The sequence below is a fragment of the Kitasatospora sp. NPDC059088 genome (assembly GCF_042738155.1).
Taxonomy (GTDB): domain Bacteria; phylum Actinomycetota; class Actinomycetes; order Streptomycetales; family Streptomycetaceae; genus Kitasatospora.
In genome coordinates, this window is the sequence record NZ_JBHYGR010000009.1 from 24,079 (window position 1) to 42,750 (window position 18,672).

The window sequence follows — 18,672 nt, forward strand, 5'->3', positions numbered from 1 at the left end:
CCCGGGGCGGGGCGCCCGGGCCGCGCGCCCGCCGCGGGCCACGCGCGCCCGGGCCGCCGCCGCCGCCGCCCCGCCCCCCCCGGGGGCCGGCGGCGCCCCCCCCCCCCGCCGTACGGTCGGAGGGCGTCAGCCCTCGTCGCCCTCCAGGTCGCCCTCGGTCTCCAGGAACGCGGCCTGCAGCTGCTCGATCAGCTGCGGGTCCGGCTGCTCCCACAGGCCGCGGCTCGCCGCCTCCAGCAGGCGCTCGCTGATGCCGTGCAGCGCCCACGGGTTGGCGCCCGCCAGGAACTCGCGGTTGACCGGGTCGAGGACGTACTCCTGGGTGAGCTTCTCGTACATCCAGTCCGCGACCACGCCCGTGGTGGCGTCGTAGCCGAACAGGTAGTCGACCGTCGCGGCCATCTCGAAGGCGCCCTTGTAGCCGTGGCGCCGCATCGCCTCGATCCAGCGCGGGTTGACCACCCGGGCGCGGAAGACGCGGGCGGCCTCCTCGGTCAGGGTGCGGGTGCGGACCGTCTCCGGGCGGGTCGAGTCGCCGATGTAGGCGGTCGGGGCCTTGCCGGTGAGGGCGCGCACGGTGGCCACCATGCCGCCGTGGTACTGGAAGTAGTCGTCCGAGTCGGCGATGTCGTGCTCGCGGGTGTCGGTGTTCTTCGCGGCGACGGTGATCCGCTTGTACGCGGTCTCCATCTCCTCGCGCGCCGGGCGCCCGTCCAGGCCGCGGCCGTACGCGTAGCCGCCCCAGACGGTGTAGACCTCGGCGAGGTCGGCGTCGGTGCGCCAGTCCCGGCTGTCGATCAGCTGGAGCAGGCCCGCGCCGTAGGTGCCCGGGCGGGAGCCGAAGACGCGGACGGTGGCCTTGCGCTCGTCGCCGTGCACGGCGAGGTCGGCCTGGACGTGGGCGCGCACGAAGTTGTCGGCCTCGGGCTCCTCCTGGGCGGCGGCCAGGCGCACCGCGTCGTCCAGCAGGGCGACCACGTGCGGGAAGGCGTCCCGGAAGAAGCCGGAGATGCGCAGCGTGACGTCGATGCGCGGGCGGCCGAGCTCGTCGAGCGGGATCGGCTCCAGGCCGGTGACCCGGCGCGAGGCGTCGTCCCAGACCGGGCGGACGCCGAGCAGGGCGAAGGCCTCGGCGATGTCGTCGCCGGCGGTGCGCATCGCGCTGGTGCCCCAGAGCGAGAGTCCGACCGAGGGCGGGTAGGCGCCGTCGTTGTCGGCGGTGTACCGCTCGACCAGGGAGGAGGCGAGCGCCTGGCCGGTCTCCCAGGCGAGCTTGCTGGGGACGGCCTTCGGGTCGACGGAGTAGAAGTTGCGGCCGGTCGGCAGCACGTTGACCAGGCCGCGCAGCGGCGAGCCGGACGGGCCGGCCGGGACGAAGCCGCCGTGGAGCGCGTGCAGCACGGCGTCCAGCTCGTCGGTGGTGGCGGCCAGTCGCGGCACCACCTGGGTGGCGGCGAAGGTCAGCACCTCGCCGACGGCCCCGCGGACGCCCTCGGGCAGTTCGGCGGCGACCTTCTCCACCGCCTCGGGCGCCCAGTCCTGGGCCTCCATCGCCTCGACCAGGGCGCGGGCCTGCGCCTCGGCCGCGTCGGTGGCGCCGAGGGTGAGGGCCGCCTCGTCCAGGCCGAGTGCCTCGCGCAGGCCGGGCAGCGCGCTGACGCCGCCCCAGATCTGCCGGGCGCGCAGGATGGCGAGCACGATGTTGACCCGGTCGGTGCCGGCCGGGGCCTGGCCGAGGACGTGCAGGCCGTCGCGGATCTGGGCGTCCTTGACCTCGCACAGCCAGCCGTCGACGTGCAGCAGGAAGTCGTCGAAGCCGTCGTCCTCGGGGCGCTCGTCCAGGCCGAGGTCGTGGTCCAGCTTGGCGGCCTGGATCAGGGTCCAGATCTGGGCGCGGATCGCGGGCAGCTTGGCCGGGTCCATCGCGGCGATGTTGGAGTGCTCGTCGAGCAGCTGCTCCAGCCGCGCGATGTCGCCGTAGGAGTCGGCGCGGGCCATCGGCGGGACGAGGTGGTCGACCAGGGTGGCGTGGGCGCGGCGCTTGGCCTGGGTGCCCTCGCCCGGGTCGTTGACCAGGAAGGGGTAGATCAGCGGGAGGTCGCCGAGGACGGCGTCCGGGCCGCACTCGGCGGACAGCGCGGCGGTCTTGCCGGGCAGCCACTCCAGGTTGCCGTGCTTGCCGAGGTGGATGACGGCGTCGGCGCCGAAGCCGCCGTCCTCCTGGGCGGCCTGGATCCAGCGGTAGGCGGCCAGGTAGTGGTGGCTCGGCGGGAGGTCCGGGTCGTGGTAGATCGCGACCGGGTTCTCGCCGAAGCCGCGCGGCGGCTGGATGAGCACCAGCAGGTTCCCGGAGCGGATCGCGGCGAGCACGATGTCGCCGTCCGGGTTCTGCGAGCGGTCCACGTACAGCTCGCCGGGGGCCGGTCCCCAGTGCTGCTCGACCTGCTCGCGCAGTCCCTGGGGGAGGGTGGCGTACCAGCGGCGGTAGTCGGCGGCGGGGATGCGGACCGGGTTGCGGGCCAGCTGGTCCTCGGTGAGCCAGTCCTGGTCGTAGCCGCCGGCCGCGATCAGGGCGTGGATCAGGGCGTCGCCCTCGTGGGAGGCGTCCTCGCCGCCGTCGGTGGGGGCGTTGAAGCCGGGCAGGTCGGAGCCGAGGTCCATGCCGTCCGCGCGCAGCCGCTCCAGTAGGCGCATCGCGCTGGCGGGGGTGTCCAGGCCGACGGCGTTGCCGACCCGGGAGTGCTTGGTCGGGTAGGCGGACAGCACCAGCGCGAGGCGACGCTCGGCGGCCGGGACGTGCCGCAGCCGGGCGTGCTTGACGGCCGTGCCGGCGACGCGGGCGGCGCGCTCCGGGTCGGCGGCGTAGACGGTCAGGCCGTCCTCGTCCAGCTCCTTGAAGGAGAACGGGACGCTGATCAGCCGGCCGTCGAACTCGGGCACGGCGATCTGGGTGGCGGTGTCCAGCGGGGACAGGCCGTCGTCGCTGGCCTCCCACTGGGCGCGCGACCAGGTGAGGCAGAGCGCCTGGAGGATCGGGCGGTCGAGGGCGGCGAGCGCTCCGGCGTCCCAGGCCTCCTCGTCCCCGCCGGCCTGGGCGTCGGCCGGACGGGTGCCGCCGGCGGCGAGCACGGTGGTGACGATCGCGTCGGCCTCGCCGAGCGCGGCCAGCAGCTCGGGCTCGGCGCCGCGCAGCGAGGCGCAGTAGTAGGCCCTGGCCCGGGCGCCCTGGTCCTCGACCGCCCGGCAGAGGGTCTCCACGAAGGCGGTGTTGCCGCTCATGTGGTGGGCGCGGTAGTAGAGCACCGCGATGGTCGGGCCGCTCTCCGTACGGGTTTCGCGCTCCAGCGGGCCCCAGGCCGGGGCGGAGGCGGGCGGGGCGAAGCCGTGGCCGGTGAGCAGCACGGTGTCGGAGAGGAAGGCGCCGAGCTCGGCCAGGTTGGCCGCGCCGCCGTGGGCCAGGTAGGCGTGCGCCTCGGCGGCGATGCCGGCCGGGACGGTGGAGAGCTCCATCAGCTGGGCGTCGGGGGCCTGCTCACCGGTCAGCACGACCACCGGGCGGGGGCCGGCCAGCAGCGCGTCCAGGCCCTCCTGCCAGGCGCGGCGACCGCCGAGCAGGCGGACCACGACCAGGTCGGTGCCCTCCAGCAGTGCGGGCAGGTCCTCGGGGGTCAGCCGGGCCGGGTTGCCGAGCCGGTACGGGACCGGTCCGGTGGCGGCTCGGGCGCTGAGCAGGTCGGTGTCGGACGTGGACAGCAGCAGGATCATGCGAAGGACCTCCCGGCCTCTTCGGTGGCCAGGATGGCCGCGGTGGTGGCCGGGTCGGCCGCGGTGGTGGCCGGTGGAACGGGCGCGGGCATGCGACAGCGCTGGTGCATTTCTGCCTTCCTCGGGGTCCGCGCCCCGGGCCGGTGGAGGACGGCGGGAGTTCCTGGCTCCCGCGGCCGACCGGTCTCCCGGTGAACCGCGGTCACAGTGGCGGGACCGCACCGGGCTTGCACCGGTTTCCTCCCCTGCGCCGTCGCTGGCGTCGGGCGGCCCGCTGGGGACCGCCCGCCAGCATCGTACGGGGTACGGCTGACCTGGGGGAGGGGCGGCTTCGCCGGGCCCGGGGCACGGGCGGGCCGCCGCCCGGCGCACGGGCGGGCGCACTGTCCGGCGTACGGCGCCCGGCGTACGGCGCTCACCGGCGCCGGGCGGCCGGTTCGGCGTGCTCCGCCGTGCTGCCCGGCGTGCCGCTGGTGTGATGCAGCGGACGGAGGCAAGCGATCGGATCATCTGTATGCTCGCCGCCATGCCACCGACACCCGACGCCACCGCGCCGGGCGCCGCCGTGCCCGACCGGGGGCGCGCCGACGCCTGCCCCGGGGCGCTCCGCCTGCACGCCGCCGACGACGGCGGTCTCGCCCGGGTCCGACTGCCCGGCGGACTGCTGACGGACCGTCAGGCAATGGCCCTGATCGAGGCCGCAGAGGCCCTGGGCGACGGGGAGTTGGAGACCACCTCGCGCGGCAACGTCCAACTCCGCGGCCTGGCCGCGGACTGCGGGGCCGAACTCGCCGACGGGCTGCGCGCCGTCGGACTACTGCCCTCGGACACCCACGAGCGGGTGCGCAACATCGTCGCCTCGCCGCTGGCCGGGCTGGACGCGGCCGGGCACGCCGACGTGCAGGCCTGGGTCCGCGAACTGGACGCGCGGCTGTGCGCGAGCGACTGGGCGGCCGGACTCTCCGGCAAGTTCCTGTTCGCGCTGGACGACGGGCGGGGCGACGTCGCCGCGCTCGACGCCGATGTGACATTGATCGCAGCCTCGGACGGCCCCGCGCTGCTGCGGCTCGGACGGGCCGCCCACGGGCAGCCGGTCGAGGCCGGACGGGAGGTGACGGCCGTGCTGGACGCGGCCCGCGCCTTCCTGGACGCGCTGCGCGGCGTCGGCCGCAAGGCCTGGCACCTGCGCGAGGTGCCCGAACTGCTGCCGGCCGGCACGGTGCCGCTGCCCGCCTTCGCCGGGGCCGGTGCCGTCGGGCCCGCTGCCGCCGGGGCCGGTGCGCGGCCCGGGATCGGCGCGCTGCCCGGCGGGCTCTCGGTCGGCATGCGCTTCGGGCGGGCCGACGCCGGCCAGTGGCGCGCGCTGGTCGCCGCCTCGACCGGCGAACTGCGGCTGACCCCCTGGCGGGGCGCGGTGCTGCCCGGCGCCCCCGCCGACCGGCTGCCCGCGCTGGCGGCCGCGGGGTTGCGGACCGAGCCCGGCTCGGCCTGGGAGCGGGCCACCGCCTGCACCGGGCTGCCGGGCTGCGCCAAGTCGCTGGCCGACGTACGGGCCGACGCGGCCCGGGCGTTGGAGCGCGGGGCGCCGACGGCCGGGGGCGGCGGACTGCCCGTCCACTGGTCGGGCTGCGAGCGGCGCTGCGGCCACCCGGCCGGGCAGTGGGTGGACGTGCTCGCCACGGGGCACGGCTACCGGGTGACGGTGAACGGGCCGGCCACGACCGCGGGAACCCCCGCGGACGTTCCGGTGGACGTGACGAACGAGGAGATGGCCGAGGCGGTCGCCGAGGCCAGGAGGACCACGAAGTGATCGAGTACGAGAAGGACGGCGCGTCCATCTACCGCCAGTCCTTTGCCACCATCCGCGCGGAGGCCGATCTGGCCGCCCTCCCGGCGGACGTCTCCCAGGTCGCGGTGCGGATGATCCACGCCTGCGGGATGACCGACCTGGTCGAGGACCTGGTGTACTCGCCCGGCGTGGTCGCCTCGGCGCGCGCGGCGCTGCACGCCGGTGCGCCGATCCTGTGCGACGTCAACATGGTGGCGAGCGGGGTGACCCGCAAGCGGCTGCCCGCCGACAACGAGGTGGTCTGCACCCTCACCGACCCCTCGGTGCCCGAGCTGGCCCGCGCGATGGGCAACACCCGCAGTGCGGCGGCCATGGAGCTGTGGCTGCCCCGACTGGAGGGCGCGGTGGTGGCCGTCGGCAACGCCCCGACCTCGCTGTTCCGGCTGCTGGAGATGATCGAGGCGGGCGCTCCCCGCCCGGCCGCGGTGATCGGCGTGCCGGTCGGCTTCATCGGCGCCGCCGAGTCCAAGCAGGCGCTGGCCGAACACCCCTCCGGCCTGGAGCACTTGGTGGTGCGCGGCCGGCGCGGCGGCAGCGCGATGGCCGCCGCTGCCATCAACGCGATTGCGAGCGAAGAAGAGTGACGGACCGTCAGATCGCTTCCGCCGGACCCGAGGGGACCGGCCGACTGTACGGCGTCGGGCTCGGCCCGGGCGACCCCTCGCTGGTGACCGTCCGCGCGGCCGAACTCATCGGCAAGGCCGACGTGGTGGCCTACCACAGCGCCCGGCACGGCCGCTCCATCGCGCGCTCGATCGCCGAACGCTACCTGACGGGTGGTCAGATCGAGGAGAAGCTGGTCTACCCGCTCACCGTGGAGACCACCGACCACCCCGGCGGCTACCGGGGCGCGTTGGACGAGTTCTACGAGGAGGCCGCCGCCCGGCTGGCCGCCCACCTGGACGCCGGGCGCGACGTCGTCGTCCTCGCCGAGGGCGACCCGCTGTTCTACGGCTCCTACCAGCACATGCACAAGCGCCTCGCGCACCGCTACCCGACCGAGGTGGTGCCCGGCGTGACCTCGGTCAGCGCGGCCGCCGCCCGACTCGGGCAGCCGCTGACCGAGGCCGAGGAAACCCTCACCGTCATCCCCGGCACGCTGCCCGAGGAGGAGCTCACGGCGCGGATCGCTGCCGCCGACTCCGCGGTGATCATGAAGCTGGGCCGCACCTTCCCGACCGTCCGGCGGGCGCTGGAGCGGGCCGGCCGGCTGGAGGACGCCCAGTACGTGGAGCGGGCCTTCATGGACGGGGAGCGGATCGCGCCGCTCGCCGAGGTCGAGGGGGAGAGCGTCCCCTACTTCTCGGTGGCGGTGCTGCCGAGCAAGGTCGCACCGCTGGAGCCGGCCGTCCGGCTCGCGGACGGCGTCGGCAGCGTGACCGTGGTCGGCACCGGGCCGGCCGGGCCGCTCTGGCTCACCGCCGAGGCGCGCGGTGCGCTGACCGAGGCCACCGACCTGGTCGGCTACACCACCTACCTGGACCGGGTGCCCGAGCGGCCGGGGCAGCGGCGGCACGGTTCCGACAACAAGGTCGAGTCGGAGCGCGCCGAGTTCGCCCTGGACCTCGCTCGGCGCGGGCACCGGGTCTGCGTGGTCTCCTCGGGCGACCCGGGGGTGTTCGCGATGGCCACCGCCGTGCTGGAGGTCGCCTGCGAGCCGCACTACCGGGACGTGCCGGTGCGGATCGTCCCCGGGATGACCGCCGCCCACGCGGCCGCCTCCCGGGCGGGCGCCCCGCTCGGGCACGACTACGCGGTGGTGTCGCTCTCGGACCGGCTCAAGCCCTGGGACGTGGTGGCCAAGCGGCTGCGCGCCGCCGCCGAGGCGGACCTGGTGCTGGCGCTGTACAACCCGGGCTCGAAGTCCCGCACCACCCAGGTCGGCCTGACCAGGGACCTGCTGCTGGAGTACCGCGCGCCGGAGACCCCGGTGGTGATGGCCCGCGACGTCGGCGGGCCGACCGAGCGGGTCCGGATCGTCCGGCTGGGCGAGCTGGACCCGGCGCTGGTCGACATGCGGACCATCCTGCTGATCGGCTCCTCGCAGACCCGGGCGGTCGAGCGGGGCGGCGGGGTCGGGGTCGTCTGGACGCCCCGGCGGTACCCGGAGGACGTGTAACGGATGACGGAGAACAGCTGACAGATGATGAAATCTGTCAGCTGTTTTCTGTTCTCTGTCAGCTGTCAGCTGTCAGCTGTCAGCCGGCGGCCGTCACCGGGTCGGCTTGGTGATCAGCAGCTCGGTGTTGTGGTCCTCCCCGGCGCCGAGCAGGGCGGAGACCCGGCCGTTGGGGTCGTTGTACGAGAGCTCGCGGTACAGCGCCGCCAGGTTGGTGTCCGAGGTGCTGCCGAAGTCCGTCGCGTACGGTGCGGAGGACTCGATCAGCGTGGTGAACAGCGACAGGGTGCCGTCGCCGTTGTCCGCGACCTCGATGATCCGCCCGTGCTGCGGGTAGTCGATGTGCGAAGCGGTGTTGATCTCCCAGAACGCCCGCTCCGGCACCGCGTGGCCGTGCGCGGTGATCTTGTTCATGTGGGTGTGCCCGTTCACCCAGGCGACCACGTTCGGGTAGCGCTGCAGCAGGGCGGTCAACTCGTTGCCGTCGTGCCGCTTCTCGAAGATGTTGCGCGGGTCGGGCAGCAGGTTGCCCATCGAGCCGCTGGTGTGGTGGCTGAACACCATGATCACGTCGTCGGTGCTGCCACCGTTCACCCGGTTCCCGTTGGTGTCGTACCAGTGCCCGCTGTGGTTCTTCAACTGCTGCTCAAGCCAGCGCAGTTGAGCGGTGCCGAGCGAACCGTCGGCGAAACCGGCCTGGTTGGTGGTGTCCAGGCTGATGCCGAGGACCTTCTCCGAGATCCGGAAGGTGTAGTAGAGCTTGCCGCTGCTCACCATGTCCGAGGTGAAGCCGTGCCCGTAGGGGCCGGCCCCGGTGACGGCCGGGTCGAGGTGGGCCTTGGCGAACTGCTTGAGGGTGAACGGGTGGCGGCGCTCGTCCGGGGTGACCCGGCGCACCGCCTCGCCGTTCGCGAGCAGCTTGCCCAGCAGCAGGACGGCGCCCGCCGGGTCGCGCCGCAGCGAGTCCATCAGCTGGGCGGCGGTCGCGTCGTCGCAGCCCTCCAGCTTGAGCCCGCCCGTGTAGAGGTCGTTCAGCAGTCCGAAGTCGGGCAGCGAGCCCTCGATGCTGTCGTCGTGGTTGCCGACGGTGGTGTACCAGGGGGTCGTGAGGCCCGGTGCGTCGAAGGGGCGGCCGGCCGCGGACAGGAAGCCGGGCACCTGCGGGAAGCCCTTCGCCTTGTAGACGTCGGCGTAGGCGAGTTCGGGGTTCCAGAAGGCCGAGTTGCCGGAGTTCTGCACGCCCTCGTAGCGGGTCGGGTCGCCGGTGTTCTGGGCCATCCGCCCACCGCCCATGACGGTGAGGTACCAGTCCAGCTCGGCCAGCTCGTGGTTGTCGGTGTTGTCACCGGTGGCCATCACCAGGCTGAACGGCATGCCGGTGTAGGGGCCGCCGGCGAGCGAGTTGACCCGCTCGACCAGGGCCGAGACGCCACGGGCGTTCAGGGCCTCCTGCGGCCGGTAGGCGCTGTCGTTGAACTTGGCCAGGAACTCGAAGCGCACCGGGGACTCGGTGTCCACCAGGTGCAGGTCGCTGAACTGGACGAAGCTGGCCAGCCCGGTGCGGCGGTCGTCCCGCCCGCTGCCGGGGGCCGCGAGCTCCCCGCGCACCACCAGCGGCCAACCCGGCCCGGCCGCCAGCCGCTTGTAGGGGCCGGCCCCGGTCGGCGTGGCCACCTGCTCCAGGGTGGTCCCGGTGACGTTGACGGCCCGCGCGGCCGTGGTCGCCAGCGCCCGGTCCCGGCCCGCGGCCGAGGCGAGCTGGGCGCCGCCCAGGGACAGGGCCGACCAGGCGGCGGCCACCGAGGTGCCGGTCAGGAACGTACGACGTCTCATGCCTGCCACAGAAACCCCCACATACTGGCGGCCCGGCCGGGTGCCCCGGTCGCCGGACCACGTCATGAACCCGCTAAATAACGGAGCGACAGATTACTCGCTGGTAGTCGCACGGAGCGAGACCCGTGCGGAGAACAGTTCGAGAACGGCGGGGGGCTCTCCTCCCTGGCCGCTGGCCGGGTACCGGCCTCGGCCGCGCGCACGCCCCCGGGCGCCGTGCGGCGGGGTGGATGGGGGAGAATCGGCGGGCGCGACCGCGGTGGTCGGGGCGGGCGTGATCGGATTGCGGAAGCGAGGCGCAGGTGGCCGCAGCGGGAGGCGGGGCGGGAGGCCGGGCCGGTCAGCTGAAGAGCAGCGGTCTGCGGCACGGCTGGACGACGGGCGCCTGCGCCACCGCCGCCACCAAGGCCGCGTACACGGCGCTGCTCACCGGCGAGTTCCCGGACCCGGTGACCATCACCCTCCCCAAGGGCCAGCAGCCCGCCTTCGCCCTCGCGGTCGAGGAGCTGGTCCTCGCCGCCGAGCCGGCCGCCGCCGACGGCTCGCCCGCCGCCGACGGCTCCCCCGCCGCCGCCCAGCGGCCGGTCGCCGCCACGGCCGGAGTGGTCAAGGACGCCGGCGACGACCCCGACGTGACCCACGGCGCCCTGATCCGCGCGACCGTACGGCTCGGCGAGCCCGGCACCGGCGTGGTGTTCCGGGCCGGTCCCGGGGTCGGCACCGTCACCAAGGCCGGCCTGCCGCTGGCGGTCGGTGAGCCCGCGATCAACCCGGTGCCCCGGCAGATGATCCGCGACGCGGTGGCCGAGGTGGCGGCGGCGCACGGCGGTGGCGGGGACGTGGTGGTGGAGGTCTCCGTCGACCACGGTGAGGAGATCGCCCGCTCGACCTGGAACCCCCGGCTCGGCATCCTCGGCGGGCTGTCGATCCTCGGCACCACCGGGATCGTCGTCCCCTACTCCTGTTCGGCCTGGATCGACTCGATCCGTCGCGGGGTGGACGTGGCCCGGGCGGCCGGGCGCACCCACGTCGCGGGCTGCACCGGTTCGACCTCGGAGAAGGTCGCGGTCGCGGTGCACGGACTGCCCGAGGACGCCCTGCTGGACATGGGCGACTTCGCCGGGGCCGTCCTCAAGTACCTCAAGCGCCACCCGGTGCCGCGGTTGACCATCGCGGGCGGCTTCGCCAAGCTGTCCAAGCTCGCCCACGGGCACCTCGACCTGCACTCGGCGCGCTCCCAGGTGGACAAGGGCTACCTGGCCGAACTGGCCCGGCAGGGCGGGGCGGACGAGGAGCTGGCCGCGGCGGTGGCGGCGGCCAACACCGGCCTGGAGGCAGTGCAGTTGTGTCGGGCGGCCGGGGTGCCGCTGGGGGACCTGGTCGCCGAGGCGGCCCGGGCGACGGCGCTCGGGGTGCTGCGCGGTTCACCGGTCGCGGTGGACGTCATCTGCATCGACCGCACGGGCGCCGTCGTCGGTCGGGCGGAGCCGCTCGGCCCCTGAGCGGCGCCCAGTCGGTGCCCGGGGTCGGCCGACTCACCCGTGCAGCGGAACCTCAGAACTGTCGTGCGGTGATGTGAAGATCCAGGGCTCATACGGGGTGAGAAACGGACAAAAGTGGCGCCACGTCCGCTCTTGATTCTGGTGCCATCTCAACCATGAGATATGGTCTGCCGAGTGACAGGCGACTACCTCACCCGTATCGGCACCCTCATCCGTACCGCGCGTCAGCATCGCGGCTGGTCCCAGGCGCAGCTCGGCGAGGCGCTCGGCACCAGCCAGAGCGCCGTCAACCGCATCGAACAGGGCAAGCAGAACGTCAGCCTTGAGATGATCGCGCGCATCGGCGATGCCCTCAACAGCGAGATCGTCTCCCTCGGCTACTCCGGCCCGATGCACCTCCGGGTCACCGGCGGCACCCGCCTCTCCGGCGCGATCGAGGTCCGCAGCAGCAAGAACGCCTGCGTCGCGATCCTCTGCGCCTCGCTGCTGACCACCGGCCGCACCACGATCCGCAGCGTCGCCCGGATCGAGGAGGTCTACCGCATCCTCGAGGTGCTCACCAGCATCGGCGTCAAGAGCCGCTGGCTGAACGAGGGCCGCGACCTCGAACTCACCCCGCCGGCCGAGCTCGACCTCGCCGCGATGGACGTCGAGGCCGCCCGCCGCACCCGCAGCGTGCTGATGTTCCTCGGCCCGCTGATGCACCGCGCCCAGCACTTCGCGATCCCGTACGCGGGCGGCTGCGACCTCGGCACCCGTACCGTCCAGCCGCACCTGACGGCGCTGCGGCGCTTCGGCCTGGAGGTCGCCACCACCGGCGGCGCCTACCACGCCTCGGTCGAGCCGGGCACCCCGCTGGACCGCCCGATCGTGTTGACCGAGCGCGGGGACACCGTCACCGAGAACGCCCTGCTGGCCGCCGCGCGGCACGACGGCGTGAGCGTCATCCGCAACGCCTCGCCCAACTACATGGTCCAGGACCTCTGCTTCTTCCTGGAGAAGCTGGGCGTGAAGATCGAGGGCATCGGCACCACGACCCTCACCGTCCACGGCGTCCCGGAGATCAGCTGCGACGTCGACTACACCCCGGCCGAGGACCCGGTGGAGGCGATGAGCCTGCTCGCCGCCGCCGTCGTCACCTCCTCCGAGCTGACGATCCGCCGGGTGCCGATCGAGTTCCTGGAGATCGAGCTCGCGGTGCTGGAGGGCATGGGCCTCGACTACGACCGGACCCCGGAGTACCGGGCCCACAACGGCCACACCCGGCTGGTCGACCTCACCGTGCGCCCCTCCAAGCTGACCGCGCCGATCGACACCATCCACCCGATGCCGTTCCCCGGCATCAACATCGACAACGTGCCGTTCTTCGCCGCCATCGCCGCGGCCGCGCACGGCACCACGATGATCCACGACTGGGTCTACGACAACCGCGCGATCTACCTCACCGAGCTGACCCGGCTCGGCGCGGACGTCAAGCTGCTCGACCCGCACCGCGTCCTGGTCCAGGGCCCGACCCGCTGGCGCGCCGCCGAGATGATGTGCCCGCCGGCCCTGCGTCCGGCCGTGGTCATCCTGCTCGCGATGCTCGCCGCCCAGGGCACCTCGGTGCTGCGCAACGTCTACGTCATCAACCGCGGTTACGAGGACCTTGCCGAGCGCCTCAACTCCATCGGCGCCCAGATCGAGACCTTCCGCGACATCTGACGGTCCGTCACCTTCCGCGCTTGCCTCAACCGCTGAGGCCGGTCAGCAGGATCGCCACGTCCAACCCGGTGTTCAGGTAGTCCACGAACACCGGGTTGTTCAGCGCCCAGGGCGACCGCCGCTCCCGGATCAGCCGGACCGCCCCGTCCGGCTCGTGCCCGAGGGCGACCAGCGCCTGGGCGACCACCAGGCCCGAGCGGTTGTAGCCCGAGTGGCAGCGCACCAGCGTCCGGCGGCCCCGGCGCACGGCGGCGGCGGTGAGTTCCGCGGCCTCCTGGACGGCGAGCAGCTGACCGGGGGAGAGCGGCTCGTCGGGCACCTCCCGGACGACGTGCTCGACCCCCGGGGCCGGGCCGTGGCCGGGGAGCGTGAAGAGGCTGACGACCAGGTCGAACTGCCGCCCGGCGACGACGGGTTGGAGCTCACCGCCGGGCGGGGTGCAGTAGTGCCCGCCCATCCAGAGCCCGGGGACGATCTCGTTCCAGGGCTCCTGCGGCCCGTGGGCGTCGCGGTCCTTCTGGCGGGTCCGCATTCCTGCTCCTTCCGGCCCGCCGGCCCCCGCGTGCCTGCGCGCCCGTGCGGCCGCTCTCCCCGGGACTCGCTGCCGGGGCTACTCGCCCGTGCTGCCGTCGAGGTGCTCGCGCAGGAGGTCGGCGTGGCCGTTGTGGCGGGCGTACTCCTCGATCATGTGAGTGAGGATCCAGCGCAGCGAGAACGCCTCCTCGCCGTAGTGGCCCAGGACGTCCAACGACTCTGCGGCGGCGACGAGTTCCCGTGCGTGGTCGCACTCGCGGCGCCAGACCGCGAAGGCCTCCTCCGGGTCGGCGGTCTCGACGTCCCACTCGGCGGAGGTGTCGTCGGGGTGCTTCCAGAAGCCGCGCCTGTCCTCGCCGTTGAGGACGTTGCGGAACCAGCCGCGTTCCACCTCGGCGAGGTGGCGGACCAGCCCGAGCAGGGAGAGTGCGGAGGGCTCCAGCACGCGGGTGCGGAGCTGTTCGGTGCTGAGGCCGACGCACTTCATCGCCAGGGTGTCGCGCTGGTGGTCGAGGAAGCTGGTCAGAGTGGCCCGCTCGTCGGCGGTCTGCAGGGTGATGGTGCGCTGATCATCGGTCATCCGGCCACTCTGGCAGTCCCACCGGCGTGCCCGCGCGCCATATTCCACTGACCGGACACGTACCCGGACGCCCGACCGGCTTCCCGCCCGGAACAAGGCCCGGACTCAGGCCCGGACTCAGGCCCGGACTCAGGCCCGCTGCTCCAGCCAGCGCACCGCGCCCGCCACGTCCGGTGACACCGGCAGGCCGGCCGGCACCGGTGGGCGTTCCACCACGACCACGGGCAGCCCGAGTTCACGGGCGGCGGTCAGCTTGGGCGCGGTCGCCGCGCCGCCGCTGTCCTTGGTGACGACCACGTCGATCCGGTGCTCGCGCAGCAGTGCCCGCTCGCCGTCGAGGGTGAACGGGCCGCGGTCCAGCAGGACTTCGAGCGAGAGCGGCAGCGGCGGCTCCGGCCGGTCCACCGAGCGGGCCAGGAAGTGCAGCCCGTCCAGGTGGGCGAAGGCGGCGATGCCCTGGCGGCCGGAGCTGAGGAAGACCCGGCGGCCGAGACCGGGCAGCAGCGCGGCGGCGGCCGTCAGGGAAGGGGCGAGGTGCCAGCGGTCCCCGGCGACGGGTGCGAAACCGGGGCGGCGCAGCACCAGCAGCGGCACGCCGGTGGCGGCGGCCGCGAGCGCGGCGTTGTGCGACATCCCGGCGGCGAACGGGTGGGTGGCGTCGACCACGGCGTCCACCGCCTCGGCCCGCAGCCAGTCGGCCAGCCCGTCCGGGCCGCCGAAGCCGCCGATCCGCACCTCGCCGACGGGCAGCCGGGGTTGGGCGACCCGACCGGCCAGCGAGCTGGTGACCCGCAGGCCCGGCCGGCCGTCCAGTGCGGCGGCCAGCGCCCGCCCCTCGGTCGTCCCGCCGAGGACCAGTACGTGGGCGGGGGTGCGAGTACGGCCGTCGGGGCTCATGCGCCGCAGGGCTCGTGCGGCCGCTCGCGGTCCGCCGAGTAGAGGTGGCTGTCGCGGAACTGCTCGGCGGCGAGGGTGCGGCCGACCAGGATGACGGCGGTGCGCACCACGCCCGCCGCCTTGACCTGCCCGGCGATGTCGGCCAGCGTGCCGCGCAGCACCAGCTCGTCGGGGCGGCTGGCCATCGCGACCACGGCGGCCGGGCAGTCGGCGCCGTAGTGCGGGAGTAGCTGCTCGACCACGTCGTCCACGTAGCCGGCCGCCAGGTGCAGCACCAGCAGGGCGCCGCTGCGGCCGAGGGTGGCGAGGTCCTCGCCCTCGGGCATCGGGGTGGCGCGCTTGGCGATCCGGGTGAGGATGACGGTCTGGCCGACGGTCGGCACCGTCAACTCCCGCTTCAACGCGGCCGCGGCGGCGGCGAAGGCGGGAACGCCGGGGACCACCTCGTACGGCACCCCGGCCGCGTCCAGCCGGCGCATCTGCTCGGCGACGGCGGAGAAGACGGAGGGGTCGCCGGAGTGCAGCCGGGCCACGTCCCGGCCGGCCTCGTGCGCGGCGACCAGCTCGGCGACGATCTGGTCCAGGTTGAGCTGGGCGGTGTCGACCAGCCGGGCGCCGGGCGGGCACTCGTCCAGCAGCTCGCGCGGGACGAGGCTGCCGGCGTAGAGGCAGACCTCGGCGCGGGCCAGGAGGCGCTGGCCGCGCAGGGTGATCAGGTCGGCGGCGCCCGGGCCGGCTCCGATGAAGTAGACGGTCACGAGGCGTCCTCCTGGGGGGTGTTGGGCTTGACGGCGGACCACTGGGTGACCGGCATGGCCTGCCGCCACCCGGTGAAACCGCCGACCGGGACGGCGTGGGCGACGGCCAGTTTGACCAACTCCCCGCCGTGGCGCCGGTACCACTCGGTGAGCAGCGCCTCGGACTCCAGCGTCACGGTGTTGGCGACCAGCCGTCCGCCGGGGCGCAGCGCGGCCCAGCAACCGTCCAGCAGGCCGGGGGCGGTGAGGCCGCCGCCGATGAACACGGCGTCGGGGGTGGGGAGTTCGGCGAGCGCCTCGGGGGCGCGGCCGGTCACCACCCGGAGTCGGGGCACGCCCAGCGCGGCGGCGTTGCGGGCGATCCGGTCGGCCCGCACCGGGTCGCGCTCGACGCTGACGGCCCGGCAGTCCCGGTGGGCGCGCAGCCACTCGACGGCGATCGAGCCGGAGCCGCCGCCGACGTCCCAGAGCAGTTCTCCGGGAGAGGGGGCGAGGGTGGCCAGGGTGGCGGCGCGGACGTGCCGCTTGGTGAGCTGGCCGTCGCTCTCGTACGCCTCGTCCGGCAGACCGGGGACGAGCGAGCCGCGCGGGCCGTCGCCGAGTTCGACGGCGATCAGGTTCAGCGGGTCGCCGGGCGGGTGCGGCCAGTCGTCGGCGCGGCCGTCGAGCTCCCGTTCGCGGGTGTTGTCGCCGAGCTGCTCCAGCACGCGCAGCCGGGCGGTGCCGAAGCCGTGCTCGGTGAGCAGGGCGGCGACGGTGGCGGGGGTGCCGGCGTCGGCGCTGAGCACCAGCAGCCGGCGGCCGGGGTGGAGGGCGAGGGCGAGCGTGGCCGGCGGTCGGCCGACCAGACTGATTACCTCGGTCGCCTCCAGCGGCCAGCCGAGCCGGGCGCAGGCGTAGGAGACGGAGGAGGGGTGCGGCAGGACGCGCAACCGGTCGGCGCCGACGGTCTCGGCGAGGGTGCGGCCGATGCCGAAGAACATCGGGTCGCCGCTGGCCAGGACGGCGATGCGGCGCCCGGCGTGCTCGGCGAGCAGCCCCGGGACGGCCGGGCGCAGCGGGGACGGCCAGGCGAGGCGCTCGGCGGGGACGGTGTCGCGGGGGAGCAGTTCCAGCTGTCGGGGGCCGCCGATGACCACCTCGGCGGCTTGCAGCGCGGCCCGGGATCCGGCGGCGAGGCCGGGCCAGCCGTCGGCCCCGATCCCGACGACGGTGATCGGAGGGGGCAGCTCGGGCACCGGGTGGCTCCTCGTGGTTCGTTCCTGCTGGCCGGGGCAGCCTACCTGGCGGTCCGCGGGCGGCAGCCCGGTGGGCTGACAGGGTTCAACTTTCAGCTTTCAACTTTCAGATGTTGAAATCTGAAATCTGAAAGTTGAACTCTGTCATCTGTCATCTGTCATCTGTCGCCCGCCGGCCGTCGGCCCTACCGGTCGGCCCAGTCCCCCGAGACGATCAGCGCGGGCCGGGCGCGCAGCCGTGCCTCGGCCGCCGGCCCGGCGAGGTACACCCAGGCCTCGCACGGCTCGCCCGCCGCGGTCCGGACCACCAGCCGGCGCCGTACGTACAGCCCCGTGCCGTCCGCCCGGCACTCCTCCAGCCGGTCCAGCGCCGCGAGCGCTCCGGGGTATGCGCCGGGGCGTACGGTGACCAGTTCGCCGACGACCCGGCGGCCGGGCGTCGGGTCCGGCACCGCGTACGGGAACCCCGGCCCCTCGTGCAGGGCGGCGCCCTCCAGCACCGCCGGGCGGATCGCGGCGCAGCGTCCGGCCAGGTGGACGGCGTGGTTGCGGCCGCCGCTGCGCAGGGTGCCGTACACGAAGAACGGCAGCGCCGCTTCCGCCGGTGGGGCCTGCTCGGGCGCGGACACGGGTTCGACCTCCTCGCTGGGGGAGCGCCCACGGTACGTGCCGCCAACCGATCCGTGGAACCCACTGGCGCTCCGGGCCGCCGATGCGCTGTCATATCGAATGTTCAGCCAGCACCGTCCTAGGGGGACACACATGACATCGCCCGCCTCCCCGCCACCGGCGGCGACCCCCGGCAGCACCCAGTCCGGTCCCACCGACGTAGTCCCCGCCGCGGCCCCCGCCCCCGCCCGGCTCTCCGGCGCGGTCTGGGCGGCCCTCGCCGTGGTCTACGTGGTCTGGGGTTCGACCTACCTCGGGATCCGGATCGTCGTCGAGACGATGCCCTCCTTCTTCTCCGCCTCCGCCCGCTTCCTCACCGCCGGTCTGCTGCTGGTCGGCTTCCTGCTGGTCCGCCAGGGCCCGGCGGCCCTGCGGGTGAGCGGTCGCCAGCTGGCCTCCTCGGCACTGGTCGGCCTGCTGCTGCTGACCGGCGGCAACGGCCTGGTGGTGCTGGGCGAGACCTCCGTCCCCTCCGGGCTGGCCGCCCTGCTGGTGGCGGCGGTGCCGCTCTGGATGGTGCTGCTGACGGCCTTCGGCGGCGGGGAGCGTCCGAAGCGCGCCGAGCTGGCCGGGGTGCTGCTCGGCCTGGTGGGCCTCGGCGTGCTGTCCGCCCCCGCGATCGGCGGGTCGATCGAGCCGCTGGGCGTGGTCCTGATCATCAGCGCCACGCTCTGCTGGGCGGCCGGCTCCTTCGCGAGCAAGAAGATCCCGATGCCGGGCAACGTGCTCGCGGCGAGCGCGTACCAGATGCTGGCCGGCGGCCTGTGCGACCTGCTGGTCGGGCTGGCCCGCGGAGAGCAGCACGGGTTCGACCCGGCGGCCGTCTCCGGCCGGTCCTGGCTGGCCCTCGCCTACCTGGTGGTGTTCGGCTCGCTGCTCGCCTTCACCGCGTACGCCTGGCTGCTGCGCTCGGCCCCGCTCACCCTGGTGGCGACCTACGCGTACGTGAACCCGGTGGTCGCGGTGCTGCTGGGCTGGCTGATCCTGGCCGAGCCGTTGACCGGCCCGACCCTGGCGGGCGGGGCGATCGTGGTGGCCGGGGTCTGTCTGGTGGTGAGCGTCAGTCGGCGTCCCTCGAGGGCGGGTCGGCGCTGATCGGCACCGCGATCGGGGGGGGGGGGGGGCGGGCCGCCCCCCGGCGCGCGCCGCCACCCGGGGGGGGGGCGGCCGCGCGCCCCCCCCCCCCCCCCGCGCCCCCCCCCCCCCCCCCCCGCCCGCGCGCGG

14 protein-coding genes and 1 riboswitch are annotated in these 18,672 nt (G+C 74.5%); of the genes, 6 read left to right on the forward strand and 8 right to left on the reverse strand.

Going from position 1 to position 18,672, the window contains the following annotated elements; genetic code table 11:
• Positions 1–126 precede the first annotated feature (126 nt).
• Positions 127–3,765 carry a cobaltochelatase subunit CobN gene (gene cobN / locus ACFWXO_RS06535; RefSeq protein WP_380522595.1) on the reverse strand — a complete coding sequence of 1,213 codons (3,639 nt, stop codon included), beginning with the start codon at positions 3,763–3,765 and terminating at the stop codon, positions 127–129.
• Positions 3,766–3,922: 157 nt separating this feature from the next.
• A riboswitch (cobalamin riboswitch) is annotated at positions 3,923–4,008 on the reverse strand.
• Between the two features lie 283 nt (positions 4,009–4,291).
• Here cobN and ACFWXO_RS06540 point away from each other — a divergent pair.
• The 3 genes from ACFWXO_RS06540 to ACFWXO_RS06550 are packed head-to-tail and all read left to right on the forward strand — an operon-like array spanning position 4,292 to position 7,733.
• Positions 4,292–5,575: a hypothetical protein gene (locus ACFWXO_RS06540; RefSeq protein WP_380522596.1), complete on the forward strand. Its 1,284-nt coding sequence runs from the start codon at positions 4,292–4,294 to the stop codon at positions 5,573–5,575.
• A complete protein-coding gene (locus tag ACFWXO_RS06545) occupies positions 5,572–6,198 on the forward strand; it encodes a precorrin-8X methylmutase (RefSeq protein ID WP_375885028.1) in 627 nt (208 codons plus the stop codon). Before ACFWXO_RS06540 ends, ACFWXO_RS06545 begins: the two co-directional genes overlap by 4 nt.
• A complete protein-coding gene (locus tag ACFWXO_RS06550) occupies positions 6,195–7,733 on the forward strand; it encodes a precorrin-2 C(20)-methyltransferase (protein WP_380522597.1) in 1,539 nt (512 codons plus the stop codon). Before ACFWXO_RS06545 ends, ACFWXO_RS06550 begins: the two co-directional genes overlap by 4 nt.
• Positions 7,734–7,826: 93 nt before the next feature.
• Here the strand turns inward: ACFWXO_RS06550 and ACFWXO_RS06555 are convergent, their stop codons facing one another.
• Positions 7,827–9,566 carry a TIGR03767 family metallophosphoesterase gene (locus tag ACFWXO_RS06555; RefSeq protein WP_380522598.1) on the reverse strand — a complete coding sequence of 580 codons (1,740 nt, stop codon included), beginning with the start codon at positions 9,564–9,566 and terminating at the stop codon, positions 7,827–7,829.
• 302 nt (positions 9,567–9,868) lie between these two features.
• Between ACFWXO_RS06555 and ACFWXO_RS06560 the strand changes: the two genes are divergently transcribed.
• Positions 9,869–11,068, forward strand: coding sequence for a cobalt-precorrin-5B (C(1))-methyltransferase (locus ACFWXO_RS06560; RefSeq protein ID WP_380522599.1), 1,200 nt, complete (start codon positions 9,869–9,871; stop codon positions 11,066–11,068).
• Between the two features lie 174 nt (positions 11,069–11,242).
• On the forward strand, positions 11,243–12,772 hold the full coding sequence (locus ACFWXO_RS06565; protein ID WP_375885038.1) for a UDP-N-acetylglucosamine 1-carboxyvinyltransferase: 1,530 nt from the start codon (positions 11,243–11,245) through the stop codon (positions 12,770–12,772).
• A 25-nt stretch (positions 12,773–12,797) separates the two neighbouring features.
• Here the strand turns inward: ACFWXO_RS06565 and ACFWXO_RS06570 are convergent, their stop codons facing one another.
• The 6 genes from ACFWXO_RS06570 to ACFWXO_RS06595 form a co-directional block, all read right to left on the reverse strand.
• Positions 12,798–13,304: a protein phosphatase gene (locus ACFWXO_RS06570; RefSeq protein ID WP_380522600.1), complete on the reverse strand. Its 507-nt coding sequence runs from the start codon at positions 13,302–13,304 to the stop codon at positions 12,798–12,800.
• Between the two features lie 78 nt (positions 13,305–13,382).
• Complete coding sequence (locus ACFWXO_RS06575) at positions 13,383–13,886, reverse strand: DinB family protein (protein ID WP_375885043.1); 504 nt, start codon at positions 13,884–13,886, stop codon at positions 13,383–13,385.
• Between the two features lie 129 nt (positions 13,887–14,015).
• The gene (locus tag ACFWXO_RS06580) at positions 14,016–14,783 is read right to left on the reverse strand and encodes a cobalt-precorrin-6A reductase (RefSeq protein ID WP_380522601.1); all 768 of its coding nucleotides are present in this window, start codon (positions 14,781–14,783) and stop codon (positions 14,016–14,018) included.
• Positions 14,780–15,541 carry a precorrin-4 C(11)-methyltransferase gene (cobM, locus tag ACFWXO_RS06585; RefSeq protein ID WP_360238836.1) on the reverse strand — a complete coding sequence of 254 codons (762 nt, stop codon included), beginning with the start codon at positions 15,539–15,541 and terminating at the stop codon, positions 14,780–14,782. The genes ACFWXO_RS06580 and cobM overlap by 4 nt, the downstream gene beginning before the upstream one ends.
• Complete coding sequence (gene cbiE, locus ACFWXO_RS06590) at positions 15,538–16,779, reverse strand: precorrin-6y C5,15-methyltransferase (decarboxylating) subunit CbiE (RefSeq protein ID WP_380522602.1); 1,242 nt, start codon at positions 16,777–16,779, stop codon at positions 15,538–15,540. The genes cobM and cbiE overlap by 4 nt, the downstream gene beginning before the upstream one ends.
• Before the next feature lie 185 nt (positions 16,780–16,964).
• Positions 16,965–17,408, reverse strand: a complete 444-nt coding sequence (locus tag ACFWXO_RS06595; RefSeq protein ID WP_380522603.1) for a gamma-glutamylcyclotransferase family protein — start codon at positions 17,406–17,408, stop codon at positions 16,965–16,967.
• A gap of 133 nt (positions 17,409–17,541) precedes the next feature.
• On the opposite strand from ACFWXO_RS06595, the gene ACFWXO_RS06600 reads away from it, so the two are divergent.
• Complete coding sequence (locus ACFWXO_RS06600) at positions 17,542–18,543, forward strand: EamA family transporter (protein WP_380522604.1); 1,002 nt, start codon at positions 17,542–17,544, stop codon at positions 18,541–18,543.
• Positions 18,544–18,672: the final 129 nt, after the last annotated feature.

Coding starts and splice junctions, on each gene's coding strand:
- cobN (WP_380522595.1), bottom strand. CDS start 3,765: ATGATCCTGCTGCTGTCCACGTCCGACACCGACCTGCTCAGCGCCCGA.
- ACFWXO_RS06540 (WP_380522596.1), top strand. CDS start 4,292: ATGCCACCGACACCCGACGCCACCGCGCCGGGCGCCGCCGTGCCCGAC.
- ACFWXO_RS06555 (WP_380522598.1), bottom strand. CDS start 9,566: ATGAGACGTCGTACGTTCCTGACCGGCACCTCGGTGGCCGCCGCCTGG.
- ACFWXO_RS06570 (WP_380522600.1), bottom strand. CDS start 13,304: ATGCGGACCCGCCAGAAGGACCGCGACGCCCACGGGCCGCAGGAGCCC.
- ACFWXO_RS06575 (WP_375885043.1), bottom strand. CDS start 13,886: ATGACCGATGATCAGCGCACCATCACCCTGCAGACCGCCGACGAGCGG.
- ACFWXO_RS06580 (WP_380522601.1), bottom strand. CDS start 14,783: ATGAGCCCCGACGGCCGTACTCGCACCCCCGCCCACGTACTGGTCCTC.
- ACFWXO_RS06600 (WP_380522604.1), top strand. CDS start 17,542: ATGACATCGCCCGCCTCCCCGCCACCGGCGGCGACCCCCGGCAGCACC.